The 17,434-nt window shown below is 50.9% G+C and carries 17 protein-coding genes; 10 read left to right on the top strand and 7 right to left on the bottom strand.

Annotated elements, in window-relative coordinates:
• Window positions 1–83 precede the first annotated feature (83 nt).
• Window positions 84–806, bottom strand: coding sequence for a peptidase (locus J2Y43_RS17985; protein WP_309985203.1), 723 nt, complete (start codon window positions 804–806; stop codon window positions 84–86).
• A 106-nt stretch (window positions 807–912) separates the two neighbouring features.
• Between J2Y43_RS17985 and J2Y43_RS17980 the strand changes: the two genes are divergently transcribed.
• On the top strand, window positions 913–1,734 hold the full coding sequence (locus J2Y43_RS17980; RefSeq protein WP_309985201.1) for a maleylpyruvate isomerase N-terminal domain-containing protein: 822 nt from the start codon (window positions 913–915) through the stop codon (window positions 1,732–1,734).
• A 52-nt stretch (window positions 1,735–1,786) separates the two neighbouring features.
• Window positions 1,787–2,488 (top strand): SGNH/GDSL hydrolase family protein, encoded by a 702-nt coding sequence (locus tag J2Y43_RS17975; protein WP_309985199.1) that lies wholly within the window; start codon window positions 1,787–1,789, stop codon window positions 2,486–2,488.
• Between the two features lie 73 nt (window positions 2,489–2,561).
• Here the strand turns inward: J2Y43_RS17975 and J2Y43_RS17970 are convergent, their stop codons facing one another.
• The 3 genes from J2Y43_RS17970 to J2Y43_RS17960 all read right to left on the bottom strand — a co-directional run bounded on the left by J2Y43_RS17970 (window position 2,562) and on the right by J2Y43_RS17960 (window position 4,905).
• The gene (locus tag J2Y43_RS17970) at window positions 2,562–2,885 is read right to left on the bottom strand and encodes a 2Fe-2S iron-sulfur cluster-binding protein (RefSeq protein ID WP_309985197.1); all 324 of its coding nucleotides are present in this window, start codon (window positions 2,883–2,885) and stop codon (window positions 2,562–2,564) included.
• Window positions 2,886–2,887: 2 nt separating this feature from the next.
• Window positions 2,888–3,892: an NAD(P)/FAD-dependent oxidoreductase gene (locus J2Y43_RS17965; protein ID WP_309985195.1), complete on the bottom strand. Its 1,005-nt coding sequence runs from the start codon at window positions 3,890–3,892 to the stop codon at window positions 2,888–2,890.
• Window positions 3,893–4,002: 110 nt separating this feature from the next.
• Window positions 4,003–4,905 carry a diacylglycerol kinase family protein gene (locus J2Y43_RS17960; protein WP_309985192.1) on the bottom strand — a complete coding sequence of 301 codons (903 nt, stop codon included), beginning with the start codon at window positions 4,903–4,905 and terminating at the stop codon, window positions 4,003–4,005.
• Between the two features lie 84 nt (window positions 4,906–4,989).
• Between J2Y43_RS17960 and surE the strand changes: the two genes are divergently transcribed.
• From surE to J2Y43_RS17945, 3 genes are all read left to right on the top strand, one after another.
• Window positions 4,990–5,724: a 5'/3'-nucleotidase SurE gene (gene surE / locus J2Y43_RS17955; RefSeq protein WP_223407897.1), complete on the top strand. Its 735-nt coding sequence runs from the start codon at window positions 4,990–4,992 to the stop codon at window positions 5,722–5,724.
• Between the two features lie 226 nt (window positions 5,725–5,950).
• Window positions 5,951–7,249 carry an MFS transporter gene (locus tag J2Y43_RS17950; protein ID WP_309985189.1) on the top strand — a complete coding sequence of 433 codons (1,299 nt, stop codon included), beginning with the start codon at window positions 5,951–5,953 and terminating at the stop codon, window positions 7,247–7,249.
• Between the two features lie 48 nt (window positions 7,250–7,297).
• Entirely contained in the window at window positions 7,298–9,619 is a 2,322-nt protein-coding gene (locus tag J2Y43_RS17945; RefSeq protein WP_309985187.1) for a c-type cytochrome, read from the top strand.
• Between the two features lie 65 nt (window positions 9,620–9,684).
• Here J2Y43_RS17945 and J2Y43_RS17940 read toward each other — a convergent pair whose 3' ends face one another.
• On the bottom strand, window positions 9,685–10,710 hold the full coding sequence (locus J2Y43_RS17940; protein ID WP_309985184.1) for a hypothetical protein: 1,026 nt from the start codon (window positions 10,708–10,710) through the stop codon (window positions 9,685–9,687).
• Window positions 10,711–10,887: 177 nt separating this feature from the next.
• On the opposite strand from J2Y43_RS17940, the gene J2Y43_RS17935 reads away from it, so the two are divergent.
• The 3 genes from J2Y43_RS17935 (at window position 10,888) to J2Y43_RS17925 (ending at window position 13,701) form a co-directional block, all read left to right on the top strand.
• Window positions 10,888–11,442: a hypothetical protein gene (locus J2Y43_RS17935; RefSeq protein WP_309985182.1), complete on the top strand. Its 555-nt coding sequence runs from the start codon at window positions 10,888–10,890 to the stop codon at window positions 11,440–11,442.
• Between the two features lie 51 nt (window positions 11,443–11,493).
• Window positions 11,494–12,402 (top strand): NAD(P)/FAD-dependent oxidoreductase, encoded by a 909-nt coding sequence (locus J2Y43_RS17930; protein WP_309985179.1) that lies wholly within the window; start codon window positions 11,494–11,496, stop codon window positions 12,400–12,402.
• 135 nt (window positions 12,403–12,537) lie between these two features.
• A complete protein-coding gene (locus J2Y43_RS17925) occupies window positions 12,538–13,701 on the top strand; it encodes a THUMP domain-containing protein (RefSeq protein WP_309985177.1) in 1,164 nt (387 codons plus the stop codon).
• Window positions 13,702–14,078: 377 nt separating this feature from the next.
• On the opposite strand, the gene J2Y43_RS17920 is transcribed toward J2Y43_RS17925, so the two are convergent.
• The gene (locus J2Y43_RS17920; protein ID WP_309986672.1) at window positions 14,079–14,255 is read right to left on the bottom strand and encodes a Txe/YoeB family addiction module toxin; all 177 of its coding nucleotides are present in this window, start codon (window positions 14,253–14,255) and stop codon (window positions 14,079–14,081) included.
• A gap of 91 nt (window positions 14,256–14,346) precedes the next feature.
• Complete coding sequence (locus J2Y43_RS17915) at window positions 14,347–14,598, bottom strand: type II toxin-antitoxin system Phd/YefM family antitoxin (protein ID WP_309985175.1); 252 nt, start codon at window positions 14,596–14,598, stop codon at window positions 14,347–14,349.
• A gap of 325 nt (window positions 14,599–14,923) precedes the next feature.
• Between J2Y43_RS17915 and J2Y43_RS17910 the strand changes: the two genes are divergently transcribed.
• Window positions 14,924–15,496: a hypothetical protein gene (locus J2Y43_RS17910; RefSeq protein WP_309985173.1), complete on the top strand. Its 573-nt coding sequence runs from the start codon at window positions 14,924–14,926 to the stop codon at window positions 15,494–15,496.
• Window positions 15,497–15,830: 334 nt separating this feature from the next.
• Window positions 15,831–17,429, top strand: coding sequence for a response regulator (locus tag J2Y43_RS17905; RefSeq protein WP_309985171.1), 1,599 nt, complete (start codon window positions 15,831–15,833; stop codon window positions 17,427–17,429).
• Window positions 17,430–17,434 lie beyond the last annotated feature (5 nt).

Genomic DNA, 17,434 nt, shown 5'->3' with positions numbered 1-17,434 from the left:
CCAGGGACTAAAGTCCCTGGATGGGAAATGTGCCGGGCCGCTGGCCCTCAATAATAAAGGGGACTTTTCGTCCCCTTTTGTGTTTATGGCATTTTTTCGAAGGTTTTGTCCATCCAATCCTCGGGGATGTCGTCCAGCGCCTGTTTAAGCTTTTCGGCCCAGATTCTCGATATCTCTTCCATGTCCTTTTGCTCGTAACGATGTTCGGCAATGGAAAAGCTGTCCTTTTTGTACAACACTACATCGATCGGGAAATCGACATCGTTGTTGCTCACGCGCGTGGAGTCGAATGAGAGAAACCCGGCTTTCAGCGCCTGCTTCATCGTCGAGTTTTCATTGAGCACACGGTTCAATATGGCTTTTCCCTGACCGGAGTTACCGATGATCACGTACGGGGAGCCCTCGTCGAGTTCCACCCAGTTGCCTTCCGAGTAAAGAAGAAACAGCTTGTGTTCCTTGTCGTCTTTCAACTGACCGCCCACGATGGTATTAAGGTTGAATTTCAGGCCTGACCTTTCCAGGCTTGCCTTATCCTCCTCGGCGACCCGCTTAATCTGCTCGCCGAATGCATTGACAGCCTTGTAAAGCTTGTTGTAAACGACGCCTTCGCTGATCAGTTCTTCAAAATAATGCACCGCTTTGTCGCGTACGGACCGCAACCCGCTGGTCATGATGAACAACGAGTAGTTGTCTTGCTGGGTGACGTACATCTTCTTTTTGGTGGTGGTATTGGTACCTGCGGTGATCCGCGTATCGGCCAGGGCTACAAGTCCCTCTTTCACTTTTATTCCTAAGCAATAAGTCATTTTTCTGCACTTTGAACCAGCCCAAAAATACCAAATCACATCCTGAACATCACAACAAATCCCTTTTTCATCGATATTTAAGGCCAAACAAGTCCATACCACCGCCATGATTCACACCATTCACCTGTTTGCCGAGCTCGACGAACACCTCATTGCATTGCTCAGATCCCTTACGCCCGAAGACTGGGAAAAACCGACCGTCGCCCGCCTGTGGAGAGTCCGCGACGTCGCCGCGCATTTGCTCGACGGCAACATCCGCGTGATCTCCATGTACCGCGACGGCCATTTCACAGCGCCCGACCGGGAAATCAACAGCTATGACGATCTGGTAGCTTATCTGAACCAGTTGAATGCGGATTGGGTAAAAGCTTCCAAACGAATAAGCCCTACCCTGCTTACCGAGTTCCTGGAAAGCACTGGTAAGCAATATTCGCAAATCATGCAGCAGCAGGACCTGCAAGCCGACGCGATCTTTTCGGTGTCCTGGGCCGGTGAAACCGTTTCTAAAAACTGGTTCCACATCGCCCGCGAATACACCGAAAAATGGCACCACCAGCAACAGATCCGCGACGCAGTAAACAGGCCCGGCATTATGACTCCGCGGCTCTTCCGCCCGCTCATCGAAACCTTCCTGCGCGGGCTCCCGCATACGTACAGGCACACGCAAGCACCCGAAGGTACCGCCGTGCGCATAGGCATTGCGCTGGAAGAGGTATTTGAATGGTTTTTAGTTAAAACAGAAAATGGCTGGATCATCGACGAAACCTCCGAAACCGCCCCGGAAGCATCCGTGCAGCTCGATGCCGACACAGCCTGGAAGCTTTTTACCAAAGCCATCAAACCCGATGAAGCATTGGCCAAAGCCCATTTAACCGGCAATAAGGAACTTGCAGGCATTACATTAAGCCTGATTGCAGTGATGGCCTGAGTAAAATCAACTGCGTTTCGATCCAAAATCGGCCGCAAACAGTATATGGGGTATGAAACTGTATCAAATTGCGGTCCTGTTCTGCATGCTGGCGTGCGGTGGCAGCCAGAGTCCGGGGCCGTCCGCTTCGGCAGGTCCGGAAACACCCGATGAAAGGAGCAAGCCGCATTACCTGGCGCTGGGCGATTCCTATACCATCGGACAGAGTGTCGCGCCGGATGAGCGCTGGCCTGTGATATTGGCCGACGAGCTGAAAAAGGCAGGAAAGCCGATTGCCACTCCACAAATCATCGCACGAACGGGCTGGACCACACGTAACCTGCTCGATGCATTGGAGCAAAGCCCAGCTGAGGGTACATTCGACCTGGTATCGCTGTTGATCGGGGTCAACAACCAGTACCAGGGTAGAAATAAGGAGGAGTACAGGGTCGAATTTCGCCAGCTTTTGCAGAAATCGATCGCCTACGCAGGCGACGATGCGGGGAATGTGTTCGTGCTCTCCATTCCGGATTGGGGTGTAACCGCTATGGGCGAAGGCAACCGCGATCACATCGCCGCAGAAATAGACAGCTTCAACGCCATCGGAAAAGACGAATGCGACAAACTGAAAGTCGTTTTCATAGACATCACCGGCATTTCCCGCACCGCTCTGAACGACCCGTCGATGATCGCCGGCGATCAGCTGCATTTCTCCGGCAAAATGTACCGGCTGTGGGTCAATGAAGCCCTTTCGCGCGTCAAACAGCTGTTTTGATATACTAAAAACCTCCGCTGCATCGCCAGCGGAGGTTTATGTACTATTGTTCCAAAATTCTAATAACCTTATTTCAAGCTTCCTGCAAGGCTTTCAGGCGAAACACTAACCCGTCCATTTCGTCGGACGGCCGGAGCTGGCACGAGAGCCTGCTGTTACCGTCGGCATTCGGCAGCGTATCGAGCGTATCGAGTTCCTGGTCGTTGCATTCCGGCAGCTTTTCCCCGCCTCCCAGCACTTCGATGTGGCAGGTCGCGCAAAGCGCCATTCCCCCGCAAGTTGCCTGGATATCGTATTCGTATGCTTTGAGGATCTCCATCAGGTTGAAACCCATATCGGTGGGGACTTCCAGTGCCTGTCGCTCTCCTAAATCATTCTCTATGAATATATTGATCATGGCTAAAATGGATTAACACCGTTAACAGTGGTATACTTGAAACTTAATTTCTGATCGGGGTAAACGTACTTAAATGCACTCTGCATCATAATGGCCGCTTCGTGAAAACCGCACAAAATGAGTTTCAGCTTACCCGGATAGGTGTTGATATCGCCGATCGCGTAAATGCGCTCGACATTCGTGGAGTAGTCGAAGGTATCCACGATCACCGCCGATTTCTCGACGCCCAGGTTCCAGTCGGCAATAGGGCCAAGTTTCGGACTGAGGCCAAAAAGCGGAATGAAATCGTCGGTGGGAATGGTGGTGATCGATTTGTCATTTCCTAAAATAGAAACCTCTTTGAGCACTCCGTTACCTCCCAGCTTGTTCACCTGAGCTTGCAGAATGAGGTCGATCTTACCCTTTCCGGCCAGATCGTACACTTTTTCGGCCGAATCCGGCGCGCCACGAAACGTATCGCCCCGGTGTACGAGCGTGACGCGGGAAGCGATATCGGCCAGGAAGATCGTCCAGTCGAGCGCGGAATCACCGCCACCGGCCAGCACCACGTTCCGTCCCCGGAACTGCTCCGGCTTTTTCACCATATAATGCACGCCTTTCCCTTCAAAGTATTCCAGTTGCTCTACGGCCGGTTTCCGAGGTTCAAAGCTGCCGAGTCCTGCCGCTATCACCACCACCTGGCAATGCACGTCGGTTCCTTCGTTGGTGCGGACAATATAGCTGCCGTCGTCCTGCTTTTCGAGCGCTTCCACCCTTTCGCCCAATGTGAACCCCGGTTTGAACTCCTCGATCTGCTTCATGAGGTTGTTTACAAGATCTTCGGCAATGATGGCCGGCGCGCCGGGAATATCGTAAATGGGTTTTTGGGGATAAATTTCAGCAAGCTGGCCGCCTACTACGGGCAGCGCATCGATGAGATGGCAACGCATTTTGAGTAGTCCAGCCTCGAAAACCGCGAAGAGCCCCACTGGCCCGGCCCCTATAATGCAAATGTCTGTGTGAATCATAATTCAATGTGAATGAGAACTTTGGAAAAATTTGATGTTCCAAAAGTAGTACTCATTCACATCGTTCGCCAATCACAATTGGTTATCCGCTATAACCAAAAGTTATGGACTCAACCTTCGGTAACCATAAATTGCAGCATATCAGGCAGTATTTCGATCTCCACTTCCACCGGCACCTCGATTTTCAACCGTTCATCGTCGATATGCCCGTCTTTCCCGTCCCAGAAAATCTTCACTTTCCGGGCGCGAATCGTTGAAAAACTGAATTCTTTGTCCTCATGATTAATGCGGCTGAGCAGAAACGACTCGAACTTGCTGCGGCTTTGTTCCAAAACCATCACTACATCAAGCATCCCGTCGCCCGGATCGGCCTCTCCCGCGAGCACCAGGTTTGGGCCGATGGAGCGGATATTCATGATTTCTACCATAATGTAATTACCCGAATGCTCCACACCGTCGGCGACAATCGTACAGGGCCTGGCTTCATAGCTTTGCACGATTTCGAGCAGCACGGCGCGGGCCGCTTTCAGCTTTTCTTCGGCGGTGTCACCAATATCGCTCTCTATTTTGCTCATTACCTTCATCAGCCGAGGGAAAATACCATAGCCAAATGCTTCCAGGAAAAACAGGTCCTCGCCCACGCCATGTACGCGGCCGATATCGAACGGTTTGAGGCGGAAATGGTGCCAATGCGGAATAATCTCCTTTGGATGCCCCTCGATCTGCAATGCGGTGGCAATATTGTTGGCAGTCCCGTGCGGCAACAGGGCCAGCGGAAATTGCTTGTCGAGCCGCTTGCGTTTCATGAGCGCTTTCGCGGCGCGCCTTACGGTTCCGTCTCCACCGGCCACAATCAGGAAGTCGGTGTTATTTTCGAAAGTATCCCAACCTTCCTCCTTCACGGACGAATAGGTGCATTCGAAACCTTCTTTCTTAATCAGTTTGACCAGTTCTTTTTTGGAAAAGTCATTATCCCCGGCTGTCGGGTTGTGTAAAAGGGTCGTTTTTTTCATATCTGGATGTATAGCATATCCCGGTTTTATAAAAAACATACCAGGCATAATTTTATTAATAACCACCTGAAAACGCTATACGTTATGAAAATCCTGGTAACGAACGACGATGGAATATATAGCCCGGGCCTTGCGGCACTTGCCAAAATCGCCTCGCGGTTCGGGGAGGTTAAAATAGTGGCCCCGGATGTGGAACAATCCTCTATGGGCCACGCTATTACGGCGTCCAGGCCGCTTTCCTATAAAAAGTCCCCGATCGAATTTGAGGGTATCGATGCCTACCGCGTAAATGGCACACCTGCCGACTGCGTGGCATTGGGGCAACACCTGTGGGACAAACCCGACGTGGTGCTTTCGGGCATCAACCTGGGGCCTAACCTGGGGAATGCAATGTGGCATTCGGGCACGCTCGCAGCAGCCAAGCAGGCAGTGCTGTTCGGGATCAAAGGCATCGCATTGAGTACGCCTACCGACGTCGAACCCGATTTCGAGAAACTCGATCCGTTTGTGGAAAAAGCGCTGGACCTGCTTTTCAAGAACCCACACCTGAATCTGGTGAATGTCAATTTCCCGCACGACCCGAAAGGAGTGCGCTGGACGCGACAATCGGTGCGGCTGTACGACAACAATATCGTCCCGGCACTCGACCCGATGGGCCGCAAGCATTACTGGTTTACTGTGGTACCGCTGGAACCCGCCGAGGAAGGTACCGACCGCTGGGCCATTGAAAATCAGTTCGTCTCCATCACACCCCTTCGCCTCGACCTGACCAACGAAGCGGAGCTCATGAAGGCGCAGCTAGCCTATCCCATCACATAAGTAAATTCGGCCGCACCGCCACTTTGAAAACAAAGTTGGTTAGTGAATTATCTACGAAACGTTCCTTCTATATCCCTGATCCCGCGCCCCAACCAGGCGCGGGATCTTTTTTGTGAAAGTCTTTTGCAAAATCGTTAAGGGGTAGAATGGGAAAAATGTAGTCTTATCCCCAAGACAGACGTATTTTTACAAATTCCTGAATCCAAGAAATCAGTTTTTCCCCATCATGAAACAAACCAATATTGGCAACTATCGCTGGGTTATTTGCGCATTACTCTTTTTTGCAACCACCATCAACTACATCGACAGACAGATTCTTGGATTACTAAAACCGACCCTCGAAACAGAATTCAATTGGACCGAAAGCGATTATGCGAACATCGTAATGGTATTCGCAGGCTGTTACGCCGCCGGTTATATCGTGTTCGGTAACATCATCGACAAGATCGGCTCGAAGCTCGGTTATGCCGTTTCCATTATCATCTGGAGTGTCGCTGCGGTAGCGCACGCGTTTGTCAAAAGCACATTCGGCTTCGGTGCTGTCCGTGCCGTATTAGGCCTTGGCGAAGCCGGTAACTTCCCTGCCGCCGTAAAAGCGACCGCGGAATGGTTCCCCAAACGCGAACGTGCACTTGCAACCGGTATTTTCAACTCCGGTACGAGTATCGGCGCAGTGGCGGCTCCTATTCTCGTACCCTGGCTGCTTAGCACTTACAGCTGGCAGGGCGCATTCCTGATCACGGGTGCGATCGGCTTTGTATGGCTGATATTCTGGTGGCTGATGTACGAAATCCCGTCCCGCCACAAGAAACTGGGTGCGGAAGAATATGCTTTCATCCATAGTGATAACGAAGCCGGCGACGGCGAGAATCAAAAGACCATTCACTGGACCAAATTGATCAGACTGCCGCAAACGTGGGTGTTCATTATCGGCAAGTTCCTCACCGACCCCGTTTGGTGGTTCTTCCTGTTCTGGCTGCCATCCTATTTCGCTACCACATTTGCATTGGATCTAAAAAAACCAAGCATGCATTTGGCGATCGTTTACACGGCGACCACATTCGGTAGCATTGGCGGCGGTTACCTGTCGTCGTACCTGATCAAAAAGGGCTGGACGCCGCTCCGCGCCCGCAAAACCACATTGCTGATCATGGCTTTCGCCGTGATGCCGATTATCCTTGCCCAATTCGCAACGGATATCTGGACCGTCGTAGGCATTATTGCCATCGCTACCGCCGCGCACCAGGCATGGAGCGCGAACATCTTCACGATCGTTTCCGATATTTTCCCGAAACGCGCCGTGAGCTCGGTGGTAGGTATCGGCGGTATGGCCGGTTCCCTCGGCTCCACATTCTTCCCGCTGCTGGTCGGCGCATTGCTCGACCATTATAAAGGCGTAGGAAATATCGGCGCAGGTTACAACATCCTGTTCATCGTTTGCGGGCTCGCCTACATCATTGCCTGGCTTGCCATCCATTTCCTCACGTCCAATATGAAACCGGTGGAAGAATCGTTAAACAACTGATCTCCTGAAAAATCACCAAGCTGTTAATATTGCTAGCATAGCATTCTGATGAAGAAGTACCGTTATCCCCTTTTTATCCTGGCTGTTTCGTCGATGTTGGTATACTGTAAAACCAACAAGCAGACCAGTCAGCAAACCACCTCTTCCGCCACGACAACCGTTGCGAAAGAAGAAAAACCTGCCTCTACTGCCGGAAAATCTCCTTTCATTCCCGCCTCCGAAACCATTGACAAAATGGTGATAGAGGATGGTTTTGAGGTCAAACTCGTTGCCGCCGAGCCGCTTGTGAGTGCGCCTGTGGCTATGCAGTTCGATGATAAAGCCAGAATGTGGGTCGTGGAGATGGTAGGCTACATGCCCGACACCGTCGGTACCGGCGAAGACATCCCCAACGGCAACATCGTGATCCTCGATGACAAGAACAAGGACGGCGTTTATGACGACCGCAAAGTGGTGATCGACTCGCTCGTGCTTCCGCGCGCAATTTGCCTGATCGAAAACGGCATACTCGTAGCCGAACCGACCAACCTTTGGTTTTATGAGCTGAAAAACGACCAGGTGGTCAAAAAGACGCTCGTGGATCCTAAATACACCGAGGGCGGCAACGTGGAGCACCAGCCCAATGGCCTGCTCCGTGCAATGGACAACTGGATTTATAATGCCAAGTCCGACAAGCGCTACCGCCATGTGGGAGGCAAATGGGTGATCGAACATACCCACTTCCGTGGTCAATGGGGCATTTGCCAGGACAACTACGGCAGGCTTTATTACAACAACAATTCCCAAAATCTCCTTGGCGACTATTTCCCTGCCGGCCTTGGTGCATGGAACAAGAACCAGCGGGGCGTTGCCGGTTACAATGAGAAATCGGTGGCCAACAATAAAGTGTACCCGCTCCACGCTACACCGGGTGTGAACCGCGGCTACATGAAGAATGTGCTCGACGACAGCCTGCGCCTGAATGAGTTTACAGCTGCCGCTGCACCCGTTATTTACCGTGGTGACCTGTTTGGCAAAAACTACGATTTCAATGCATTCGTACCGGAGCCTTCCGCGAACCTGATCAAACGTGATTTTCTCAACGAAAAAGGCTACATCGTAAAAGGGGATATTGCTTACAAAGGCAAGGAGTTCCTCGCCAGCACCGACGAGCGTTTCCGTCCGGTGAGCCTCTACAACGCCCCTGACGGCAGCATGTTCGTGCTCGACATGTACCGCGGCATCATCCAGCACAAAACCTACCTGACACCGTACCTGAAAGATCAGATCGGCAAACGTGACCTTACGCAGCCCCTTTCGGCCGGCCGCATTTACAAGATCGTTCCGAAAGGTACGAGCCCCAAACCGGTAACCATCCCGGATGGCGCGCAGGAATTGGTGAAACTGCTTGGCCACCCCAACGGCTGGGTGCGCGACCGCGCGCAGCAAAAGCTGATCGACGGGAAATACAACCAGACCGTACCGGCGCTTCGGGAGGCGATCAAACAAACAGCCGATCCGTTGCTGGCCATCCACGCATTGTGGACGCTCGAAGGCTTGAATTCCCTGAAACCGGAAGAGGCGCTAAGCTGGATCCGGCAGTCGGCCTGGACGTTCCGCGCGCAAGGGCTCTATGCGTCTACGGCGGCGATCACGCCAACCTCTTACCAGCAATTTGCTACCGCATTTGACGGCATCGCCGATTCGGGCGATACCCTCTCGGCGCCTTACATTGCGCTCCTTGCCAAAAGCATCGAGAAGTTTGACCAGAACGCATCCCGAGGACTGCTCAACAAGCTGGCTGCCAAATATCCTAACAGCCGGTACGTGTCCGACGCCATTATCAGCAACTTGCAGGATCAGGAAGAAAGCTTCCAAAGTGCCATTTCTGCTTCTGTATCCGATCAGAATGCACTGATCAACAAGCAACTGACCCGCGTAGTAACCGCGGTCCGCAGCGCGCAAGGCAACCGCAACCCCGAAATGCTGAAAAAGGAATTTCCCAAAGGTGAAGCATTGTTCACTTCTGTGTGCCAGACCTGCCATGGTGCCGACGGCGGCGGCGTGAAATCGCTCGCACCGCCATTGAACCAGTCCGAATGGGTGACGGGTAATAAAGACAAACTCATTTCCATCGTCCTTTTCGGCCTCACCGGCCCCGTAAAAGTGAATGGCCACGTGTACCAGACACCCGAAGTAAGCGGCGATATGCCAGGCATCGGCTACGACAAGGACATGCCCAACGAAGACATCGCACAGTTGCTCAGCTTCATACGCCGCTCGTGGCGCAACAACGCCGACAAGGTGACCACCGAAGAAGTAACCAAAGTCCGCACGAAACTCACCGGCCGCGAAAAGGCATTCACCGAAGCCGAGCTAAACGGCATTTGATGGTATGTTGTTGATGATGAATGAAAGACGCCTCGATAGGGGCGTCTTTTTTTTCGTTCAATTTCCTACAAGAAATATTGCCATCTTCTCATCCAGGAATACTCACGATCGGCCACGGGATGCACATCTGGTGGCATTTGCAATGGCATCAGCACTTCTGCTATGTGACGGTAGCAGGAAATAACATCATTGCCGAATGCACCTCCGTAAGCCGGCTCTCTACCTGCCCGAAGAATAAACGATGCCCCTATCGAATACAATTTTACGCGCGACTTGTCTAGGCGATCTTCAAGCGTAATATCCTTTTTTCTCAAAAATTTCTGACACTCCGGGCCTAGCAAAGTTAGCCACGAGACTCTTGGAATTTGGGGTATAATATCGTCTTCCTCAGGACTCCACTGAAACAACCTTCTTTCAAATTCAGCGGGCAAACTCCATTCTGTACCTTGATACTTGGTGCAGATATCAGCTAGCTTTTGCATCATCAAAGGCCGAACGATCGACGATCCGGTATACTCGTCATAGTTGACTCCCAAGCCACAACTTCCAAAAAGAAAGTTACCGTCCTTTACCAATGAAAACCCTGACACCCATTCTAAAAGAGTGTCGGGATCCCGGCTTAAAGAATGATCCAGGGGCAACGTTACACGCACTTTAGTCATCGGCAAAAACAAGTCTCCCCCTCGTTGATGTAGTACTCGCCAATTCGCTCGTCGTTGGGCAAGCATTTGATCACTCGGAGGCGGCCATCCAAAAATGCTGAACTCAATGCTTGCTTCACTAACACTATCCCTTTCCCCGCAACCACTGAATGCAATGTAATGAATCTTACTCGCCGACAACTTCCTCATAAGATTAGGCACCAGATTTTCCGATCGCAAGTTTATTTTCGCTCGACGCGCCATAGAATCGGTCAAATAATGGGTCAAAAATCCGGACAGTGCCTGCCGCGTTCTGTCATAAAAATTCAATACGCCATCTTTGTCCGTGCCGTCCATATACAAATTGAAAGACATACATGGCACAATAGCCTTGCTATCCTCCACAATCAATTCAAGCTCACTGGCATAATGCGAGAAATCTGAGATCATAAGTCGTCGTTGGTTCAAGTCAATAATTAATACCTTGACCAACATAAACTTTAAAGACTTCCACCAAAGAAAGAGATTAGCGCACGTCCCGTACCAATGATTAATCGAAGCATCAATCATTTAAATTCTTCAATAGAATGTCACAAATATGAGACATTTCACTACCTTTGCAATATCATGAAAGATACCGAGCAAAGTATTATCGAAGCTGCGATCCTGATTTTCAATGAGGACCTATCTGCACCGCTGGAAAAAGTGGCGGATCAGGCGCAGGTAACACGCAGGACTCTGCACCGGTATTTCAAGGACCGGAAGGAGCTGATGGACAAATGCCAGAAGGAAATCCGCAGGGCGTGTGCGGTGGCGATGTTCAATGCATATAATACGACTGAAAATCCCCGGGAGCGGCTCGAAGCCATGTTTTATGCCGGGCTTGATTGCGGTTCCAAAAATACTTTTTTGCATAAATTACATACACTCCATGACCATAAACACCAGACCGCCGATGAAGCGTGCTCCAAATATGACCACACATTCGAGCTTTGGAAAGGTAACCTGCAATTACTGCTCACCGAGGGCGTAATTAACCAGGGCATGACCGTCGACTGGATCCACAATTTCTTCCAAAGCGTGGTGATGGTGTTCATTAACTCGCAGCAAAAAGGGACGCTCGGCCGCGCAGAGGCACGGGAGCTTGCATGGTTTTCATTTAGCAAGGGAATAGGTATCTAAAATTTTTTATCCAACCATGTCTCATTTTTGAGACATTCATATATTTCAATTATGACTGATCAACAACTATTCGACGTCGCGATTATCGGCGGCAGCTACGCCGGGCTCTCCGCCGCCATGACATTGGGCCGTGCCCGACGTAAGGTAATCATCATCGACAGCGGCAAACCCTGCAACCGCCAGACGCCGCATTCGCACAACCTCATTACCCACGACGGGAAGACGCCGGCAGAAATCTCCGCGCTCGCACGGGAGCAGGTGCTCGCCTACCCGACCGTGCAAATGCGCGCAGGCCTGGTCACGCAGGTAACAGGCGCGGATGGCGCATTCACAGTCATGGTGGATGAAAAACATCCAGTGCAAGCTAAAAAGCTGATTTTCACCACCGGCATCCGCGACATCATGCCCGACATCCCGGGCTTCGCCGAGAGCTGGGGTATCAGCGCGATCCATTGCCCCTATTGCCACGGTTACGAGTACAGCGACGCCCGCACCGGGGTTCTCATGAACGGGGAGATGGCATTGGAATACCTCAAAATGATCCGAAACTGGACCGCCGACCTGACCCTCTACACCAACGGCCCGGCCACATTCGATGGAGCAGCATGCGAAAAAATGCTCGCATTCGGCGCGGAGATCGTGGAGCAGCCCATTGCCGCAATGGACCACGAAGACGGTTACCTGAAATCGCTTCGCCTGACCGACGGTACGACCCGCCACATCACCGCGCTTTACCATCGCCCTGCGTTCGTTCAACATTCGCTGATACCGGAACAACTGGGTTGCGAGCTCAATCCGCAGGGCTTTATCAAAGTGGATGAATCACAAAAAACGACAGTTGCCGGCATTTACGCCGCCGGCGATAACAGCGGCGCATTCAGAGGGTTAACAGGCGCCATGGCCGCGGGGACAACCGCCGGCGCAAGGCTCAATCATGAATTAATCAATGAAGAGTACTGATTGACGTGTTGCAATATGGTAGATTTGCAGGATGCTATAAGCAATAGGCTTTAAGCTGTAAGCCACAGGGAATATGCTGATAGCTCACAGTATACAGCTTATAGCTTACAGCCTAAAGCTTAAAGCCTAAAAACAATGTCCCTATTCAAAACAACCGCCCCCATTATCATTACCTGTTACAAACGCCTCGCGCCGTTCCTCGAAAAAGAGGTGGCGGCATTGGGCTACCGGGTGGAAGAGACATTTGCTACCGGCGTCCGGCTGCGGGGTACGGTCAACGACTGCATTAAACTGAACCTGAACCTCTATTGCGCAAGTCAGGTGCTTTACAGCCTGGGCACATTCAGCGCCCAGCATCCCGACGATGTGTACCGGTTTTTGTCCAAAATGCAATGGGAGAATATCCTGGCCGACGACGCGTATTTCTCGGTTACCAGCAATGTGATGACCGCGACAGTGAACAACACCATGTTTGCGAACCTGCGTGTGAAGGACGCCATCGTGGACAGGCTCCGTGACAAAAAGGGCGCAAGGCCGTCGACCGGCTCGGAGCTGAAAGGAGCCGTAGTGCATTTGTTCTGGAAGGACGATCGCGCTGAAATCTTCATCGATACTTCCGGCGAAACGGTGGCGCGGCACGGCTACCGCAAAATCCCCGGCAAGGCTCCGATGCTCGAAGCCCTCGCCTCGGCGACGATCCTGGCCAGCCAATGGAACCGCAATTCGGCATTTATCAATCCAATGTGCGGCTCGGGTACGCTCGCGATCGAAGCTGCGTTGATCGCCACCAACAGTCGCCCCGGGCTTTTCAGAGACAATTACTCATTCATGCATTTGCTCGGCTACGACGAGGAAGTGTATTTCAGCGCGCAGGATAACCTGGAAGCGCAGATCATCGAAGCGCCTAAAATGCGCATAATTGCCACGGATTACGATGAGAATGCGGTCACCAATGCCAAAAAGAACGCAATCGCAGCCGGCGTAGCCGATATGATCGAGTTCGGGCTCTGCGATTTTGCGGACACCGAAGTGCCGCAGGATAACAAGGGCGTGTTCTTCGTGAATCCGGAGTATGGTGAGCGCCTCGGCGAAATCAGCGAACTTGAAGAAACTTATGGACGGATTGGTGATTTTATGAAACAGAAGTGTGGAGGATATTACGGATATGTGTTCACCGGAAACCTCGACCTGGCCAAGAAAATAGGTCTCAAAGCCAAACGCAGAATCGAGTTTTATTCCGGTAAAATCGATTGCAGGCTGCTGGAATACGAACTTTACGAAGGTTCAAGAAGGGTATAGTCTCGAATTTGAGAAGCAATCCCAAAACCTGGCATCGCACCTGCTCACTTTGGCACAATATTTAGATCATATAAGACATAACCATTATTTAGATCATATAAGACATAACCATTTAGAAAAGTTGTCATGAAACAGTCACAAAGTTCAGGAACCATGCCGCAAGGCCAGGTCCGGAACAGGCCTGAAAACAAAGACAATCTGGATAGCAGACATCGTGAGGAAGAAATGGTAAAAGGTAATCATATTACCAGCAACCAAAAAGAGAATCACAGTCTGGGAAAACAGCAAAGGTAGCATTCAACGCACCTTATTAAATGGTTCCTAAGTTGGAACGAAGTCCGCATGAAACGAACATCCGGACTTCGTTTTTTTTGTGCTTATTTATAATGTCCTTTGGCAGAAATTACTGTAACGGTTATCTCGTTTTCATTGACGGCGTACACGAGGCGATGTTCTTGGTTAATCCTTCGCGACCAGAGACCCGCCATATCGTACTTCAACTGCTCCGGCTGCCCGGTACCAGTGTACGGATGTTCAGTGAGCTCGTCGAGCAGTTTACGAAGTTTTATGAGCGCAGCTTGTTCCCTGACTTTTTCAGCTTTTCAATCCCTTCCAACGCCTTGTCAGTGAAAGCAAGCTGATAACTCATAATCCAAGCAGTTGATCTAGATCCGTCTTATCGACTTTTGTGGTTTTCCCGGCACGGTACTGCTCTATTCCTTCCCTGATCTCGGCCATAACTTCTGGGTCCATGAAGTAACGGTCCCTTTCACTCACCGGTGTCAAGGCATAGGCTTTTCCCTTCCCTCTCTGTATGATGACCTGCTGGTTATTATCGGCGAGATCCATATATTTTTTTTGATTGTCGCGGAATTCGCGGGAGCTGATCACAAGCATCGCTTTTGATTCTTATGTACCAATTTGATACACAATTTACACACAATTAATTTCATTTACCACGGCTAACATACTCTCACGGTCTCAATTCCCAGCAACTCCCCAGGTTATCCCATGCTGTCTTGTCATATTGATTCCAAAATTGTTGCCTTTGAATAAAGCACCAATGCAGCAGTCTTGCTCACTGAATATGTAGATATGACACTATATTTTTGCTTCAAAAATACCTTCGCCGGCCATTGTTCATCCAATTTTCGGCCCGATTGTACGTTCCTATGCTGAATTTCGGTCGGTAGACCGATATTTACACTAAAAACCAGAACCGATGAAACGATATCTGATGGCGCTTACCCTCCTGATCAGCGCTGTTTCCTGTGACTGGATCGGCAATACGCCGAGTTTTGGGGACGATTTTATTACTTACGATATCAAGGCCGGCAATCACGAAGTCGAGCGGAACTTGAATACCCTTTTCTCCGCTTCGTCCATGCGTTTTCAGGCGCTGTTCGATAGCAGCTGTATTTACAAAACGAACGTTCCCGAAAACCAGCACGACATCAACAAGCTTTACGGTTTCTCAGATTGCAGCTCGCAGCACCAAAACAACAGCGCACGCTTCGGCTGGAACTGGCGCGAGGGTGCGCTACGCATTTACGCGTACATATATGTGAATGGCGTCCGCCAGGAACGCGAGCTAGGCACAGCCGAGTTGAACGAGATCACGAGCTTCCGGATCGATATCCGCGAGAATACTTATGTGTTTACCTATCACGGAATCGAAACCGTGATGCCACGCCACTGCTCGGGCGGTGTGGGCGTTGCCTACAAGCTGCTCCCCTACTTCGGCGGCGACGAGGTTGCCCCCCACGACATTCGGATTAAGATCAGAAGTTTATAGGCTTGGCGCAAACCATATCCCAAAACGCCGCTCATACCCGGGCGAAAATTCCCCAACCGCGCCTCGGAGCACAGTTTTCAACCGGCTTACGTAGCGCAACCACCGGTCACTTCTTTCTTTCTTACAGGTCATTACGAAAAACAGCCCTCAGAGGCTGTTACTGGTACAATTTTTGTATGAACCTCCTACTACACACACGGCAACACTTGTACACACACTAGAAAATTTTGTGTTTCAACGAGACAACCGTATATAGATTCCGGTGTTCCGAAAGCCGGTGGCCGACGCCCGACATTCGCCCAATACCTGATTACTGCCTACTTTACCCAAAACCATGATTCTTATTGTCGACGACAGGCCGGAAAATATTCTACCGCTTAAAAAAATCCTGGAACTCCACAATTTCAACACCGACACTGCCGAGTCGGGTGAGGAAGCATTGAAAAAGGTGCTCAATAAAACCTACTCGGTGATCATTCTCGATGTACAAATGCCGGGCATGGACGGCTTCGAAGTGGCGGAGGCAATCGCGGGTTTCGGGAAGGCGAAAGACACGCCCATTATCTTCCTTTCGGCGGTCAACACAGAGAAGAAATTCATCACAAAAGGCTATACCTCAGGCGGTATCGATTACCTCACCAAACCCGTCGACCCTGATATTCTGCTGCTGAAAGTAAAAACGTTCTACCGGCTTTTCGAACAGCAGCAGGAACTCAAAGCCATTCAGGAATCGCTCCGGCATGAAATCGATATCCGCAAACATGCGCAGGAGGAACTCGCTATCCGGATGGACGAGCTCCGTTTCATTCTTGAATCGCTGCCGCAGATCGCATTTACGATCCGTAACGACGGCAAAATCGAGTATGTCAACAAACATTGGTTCCAATACGCCACCGATGCCCGCACATTCCCGGAAACTCACCCCGACGACCATACCTACACGCGTTGGAATGAATATTTCCTGAATGGCCTGGAATTTTCGGGAGAGGCCCGGTTGCGGCAGCTGGATTCTGAGGACTACAAGTATTTTCTGCTTAAAATCATCCCTGTTCTGCAAAACGGCGCCATTGTACGCTGGGTAGGTACATTTACCGATATTCACCAGCAAAAAATGGCCAATGAGTTGCTCGAACACAAAGTTGAGCTTCGCACCAAAGAGCTGGTCGATAAAAACTCGGAACTTGAAACGACGAACCACGAATTGCAGCAATTCGCCTGGGTGGTATCCCACGATTTGAAAGAACCGCTTCGCAAAATTCAGACTTTCAGCCATTTAATTAAAGACAAATACCTATCCGGCAATGAAGAGGCGATCTCTTACCTCAACCGGTCGATCAGCTCCTCGGCCAGGATGTCTCGCCTGATCAGCGATTTGCTCGATTATTCGCGGCTCTCGGTGACCGCCTATTTCCAGCCTACCGACCTGAATGCGCTGGTGGATGAGCTGCTCGCCGATTTCGATGAAACCATCCGGGAAAAGAAAGCCAGCTTCCGGAAAGATAAGCTGCCGGTGGTAGAAACTATCCCCAGCCAGATCCGCCAGGTATTTCAGAACCTGATCAGCAATGCACTGAAATTTTCCAGACCCGATGTGCCGCCGGCCATCGATATCCGTTGCGAGATCATCGCAGAAAAGGATCTTTCCAGCCCGGTATCTTCCGAGGGCCCCTATTGCAGGATTATCATCGCCGACAATGGCATTGGTTTCGACGAGAAGTTCCTGGACCGCATATTTGTCATTTTCCAGCGGCTCAACAACATCAATGCTTACGAGGGGACGGGGATCGGCCTGGCTATCGCTAAGAAAATCATGGACAAGCATAATGGCCTTATTTCCGCCCACAGCACCGAAAACCATGGTTCCGAATTCATTTTGATACTTCCGTTCGTGCAGGAACACGCATTGACAGCCATTAAACCGACATTTAGCTGACGCCC

Origin of the sequence: Dyadobacter sp. BE31 (genome assembly GCF_031457695.1) — a bacterium.
Taxonomy (GTDB): Bacteria; Bacteroidota; Bacteroidia; order Cytophagales; family Spirosomataceae; genus Dyadobacter.
The sequence above is the reverse complement of the archived record's forward strand: the minus strand, read 5'-3'. Positions and strand labels throughout refer to the sequence as shown.

What these genes read in the sequence shown, in the direction of transcription:
- J2Y43_RS17965 (WP_309985195.1), bottom strand. Translation starts at nt 3,892, where the DNA reads ATGATTCACACAGACATTTGCATTATAGGGGCCGGGCCAGTGGGGCTC.
- J2Y43_RS17980 (WP_309985201.1), top strand. Translation starts at nt 913, where the DNA reads ATGATTCACACCATTCACCTGTTTGCCGAGCTCGACGAACACCTCATT.
- J2Y43_RS17945 (WP_309985187.1), top strand. Translation starts at nt 7,298, where the DNA reads ATGAAGAAGTACCGTTATCCCCTTTTTATCCTGGCTGTTTCGTCGATG.
- J2Y43_RS17975 (WP_309985199.1), top strand. Translation starts at nt 1,787, where the DNA reads ATGAAACTGTATCAAATTGCGGTCCTGTTCTGCATGCTGGCGTGCGGT.
- J2Y43_RS17935 (WP_309985182.1), top strand. Translation starts at nt 10,888, where the DNA reads ATGAAAGATACCGAGCAAAGTATTATCGAAGCTGCGATCCTGATTTTC.
- J2Y43_RS17915 (WP_309985175.1), bottom strand. Translation starts at nt 14,598, where the DNA reads ATGCTTGTGATCAGCTCCCGCGAATTCCGCGACAATCAAAAAAAATAT.
- J2Y43_RS17950 (WP_309985189.1), top strand. Translation starts at nt 5,951, where the DNA reads ATGAAACAAACCAATATTGGCAACTATCGCTGGGTTATTTGCGCATTA.
- J2Y43_RS17925 (WP_309985177.1), top strand. Translation starts at nt 12,538, where the DNA reads ATGTCCCTATTCAAAACAACCGCCCCCATTATCATTACCTGTTACAAA.
- J2Y43_RS17940 (WP_309985184.1), bottom strand. Translation starts at nt 10,710, where the DNA reads ATGATCTCAGATTTCTCGCATTATGCCAGTGAGCTTGAATTGATTGTG.
- J2Y43_RS17970 (WP_309985197.1), bottom strand. Translation starts at nt 2,885, where the DNA reads ATGATCAATATATTCATAGAGAATGATTTAGGAGAGCGACAGGCACTG.
- J2Y43_RS17985 (WP_309985203.1), bottom strand. Translation starts at nt 806, where the DNA reads ATGACTTATTGCTTAGGAATAAAAGTGAAAGAGGGACTTGTAGCCCTG.
- surE (WP_223407897.1), top strand. Translation starts at nt 4,990, where the DNA reads ATGAAAATCCTGGTAACGAACGACGATGGAATATATAGCCCGGGCCTT.
- J2Y43_RS17960 (WP_309985192.1), bottom strand. Translation starts at nt 4,905, where the DNA reads ATGAAAAAAACGACCCTTTTACACAACCCGACAGCCGGGGATAATGAC.
- J2Y43_RS17910 (WP_309985173.1), top strand. Translation starts at nt 14,924, where the DNA reads ATGAAACGATATCTGATGGCGCTTACCCTCCTGATCAGCGCTGTTTCC.
- J2Y43_RS17930 (WP_309985179.1), top strand. Translation starts at nt 11,494, where the DNA reads ATGACTGATCAACAACTATTCGACGTCGCGATTATCGGCGGCAGCTAC.
- J2Y43_RS17905 (WP_309985171.1), top strand. Translation starts at nt 15,831, where the DNA reads ATGATTCTTATTGTCGACGACAGGCCGGAAAATATTCTACCGCTTAAA.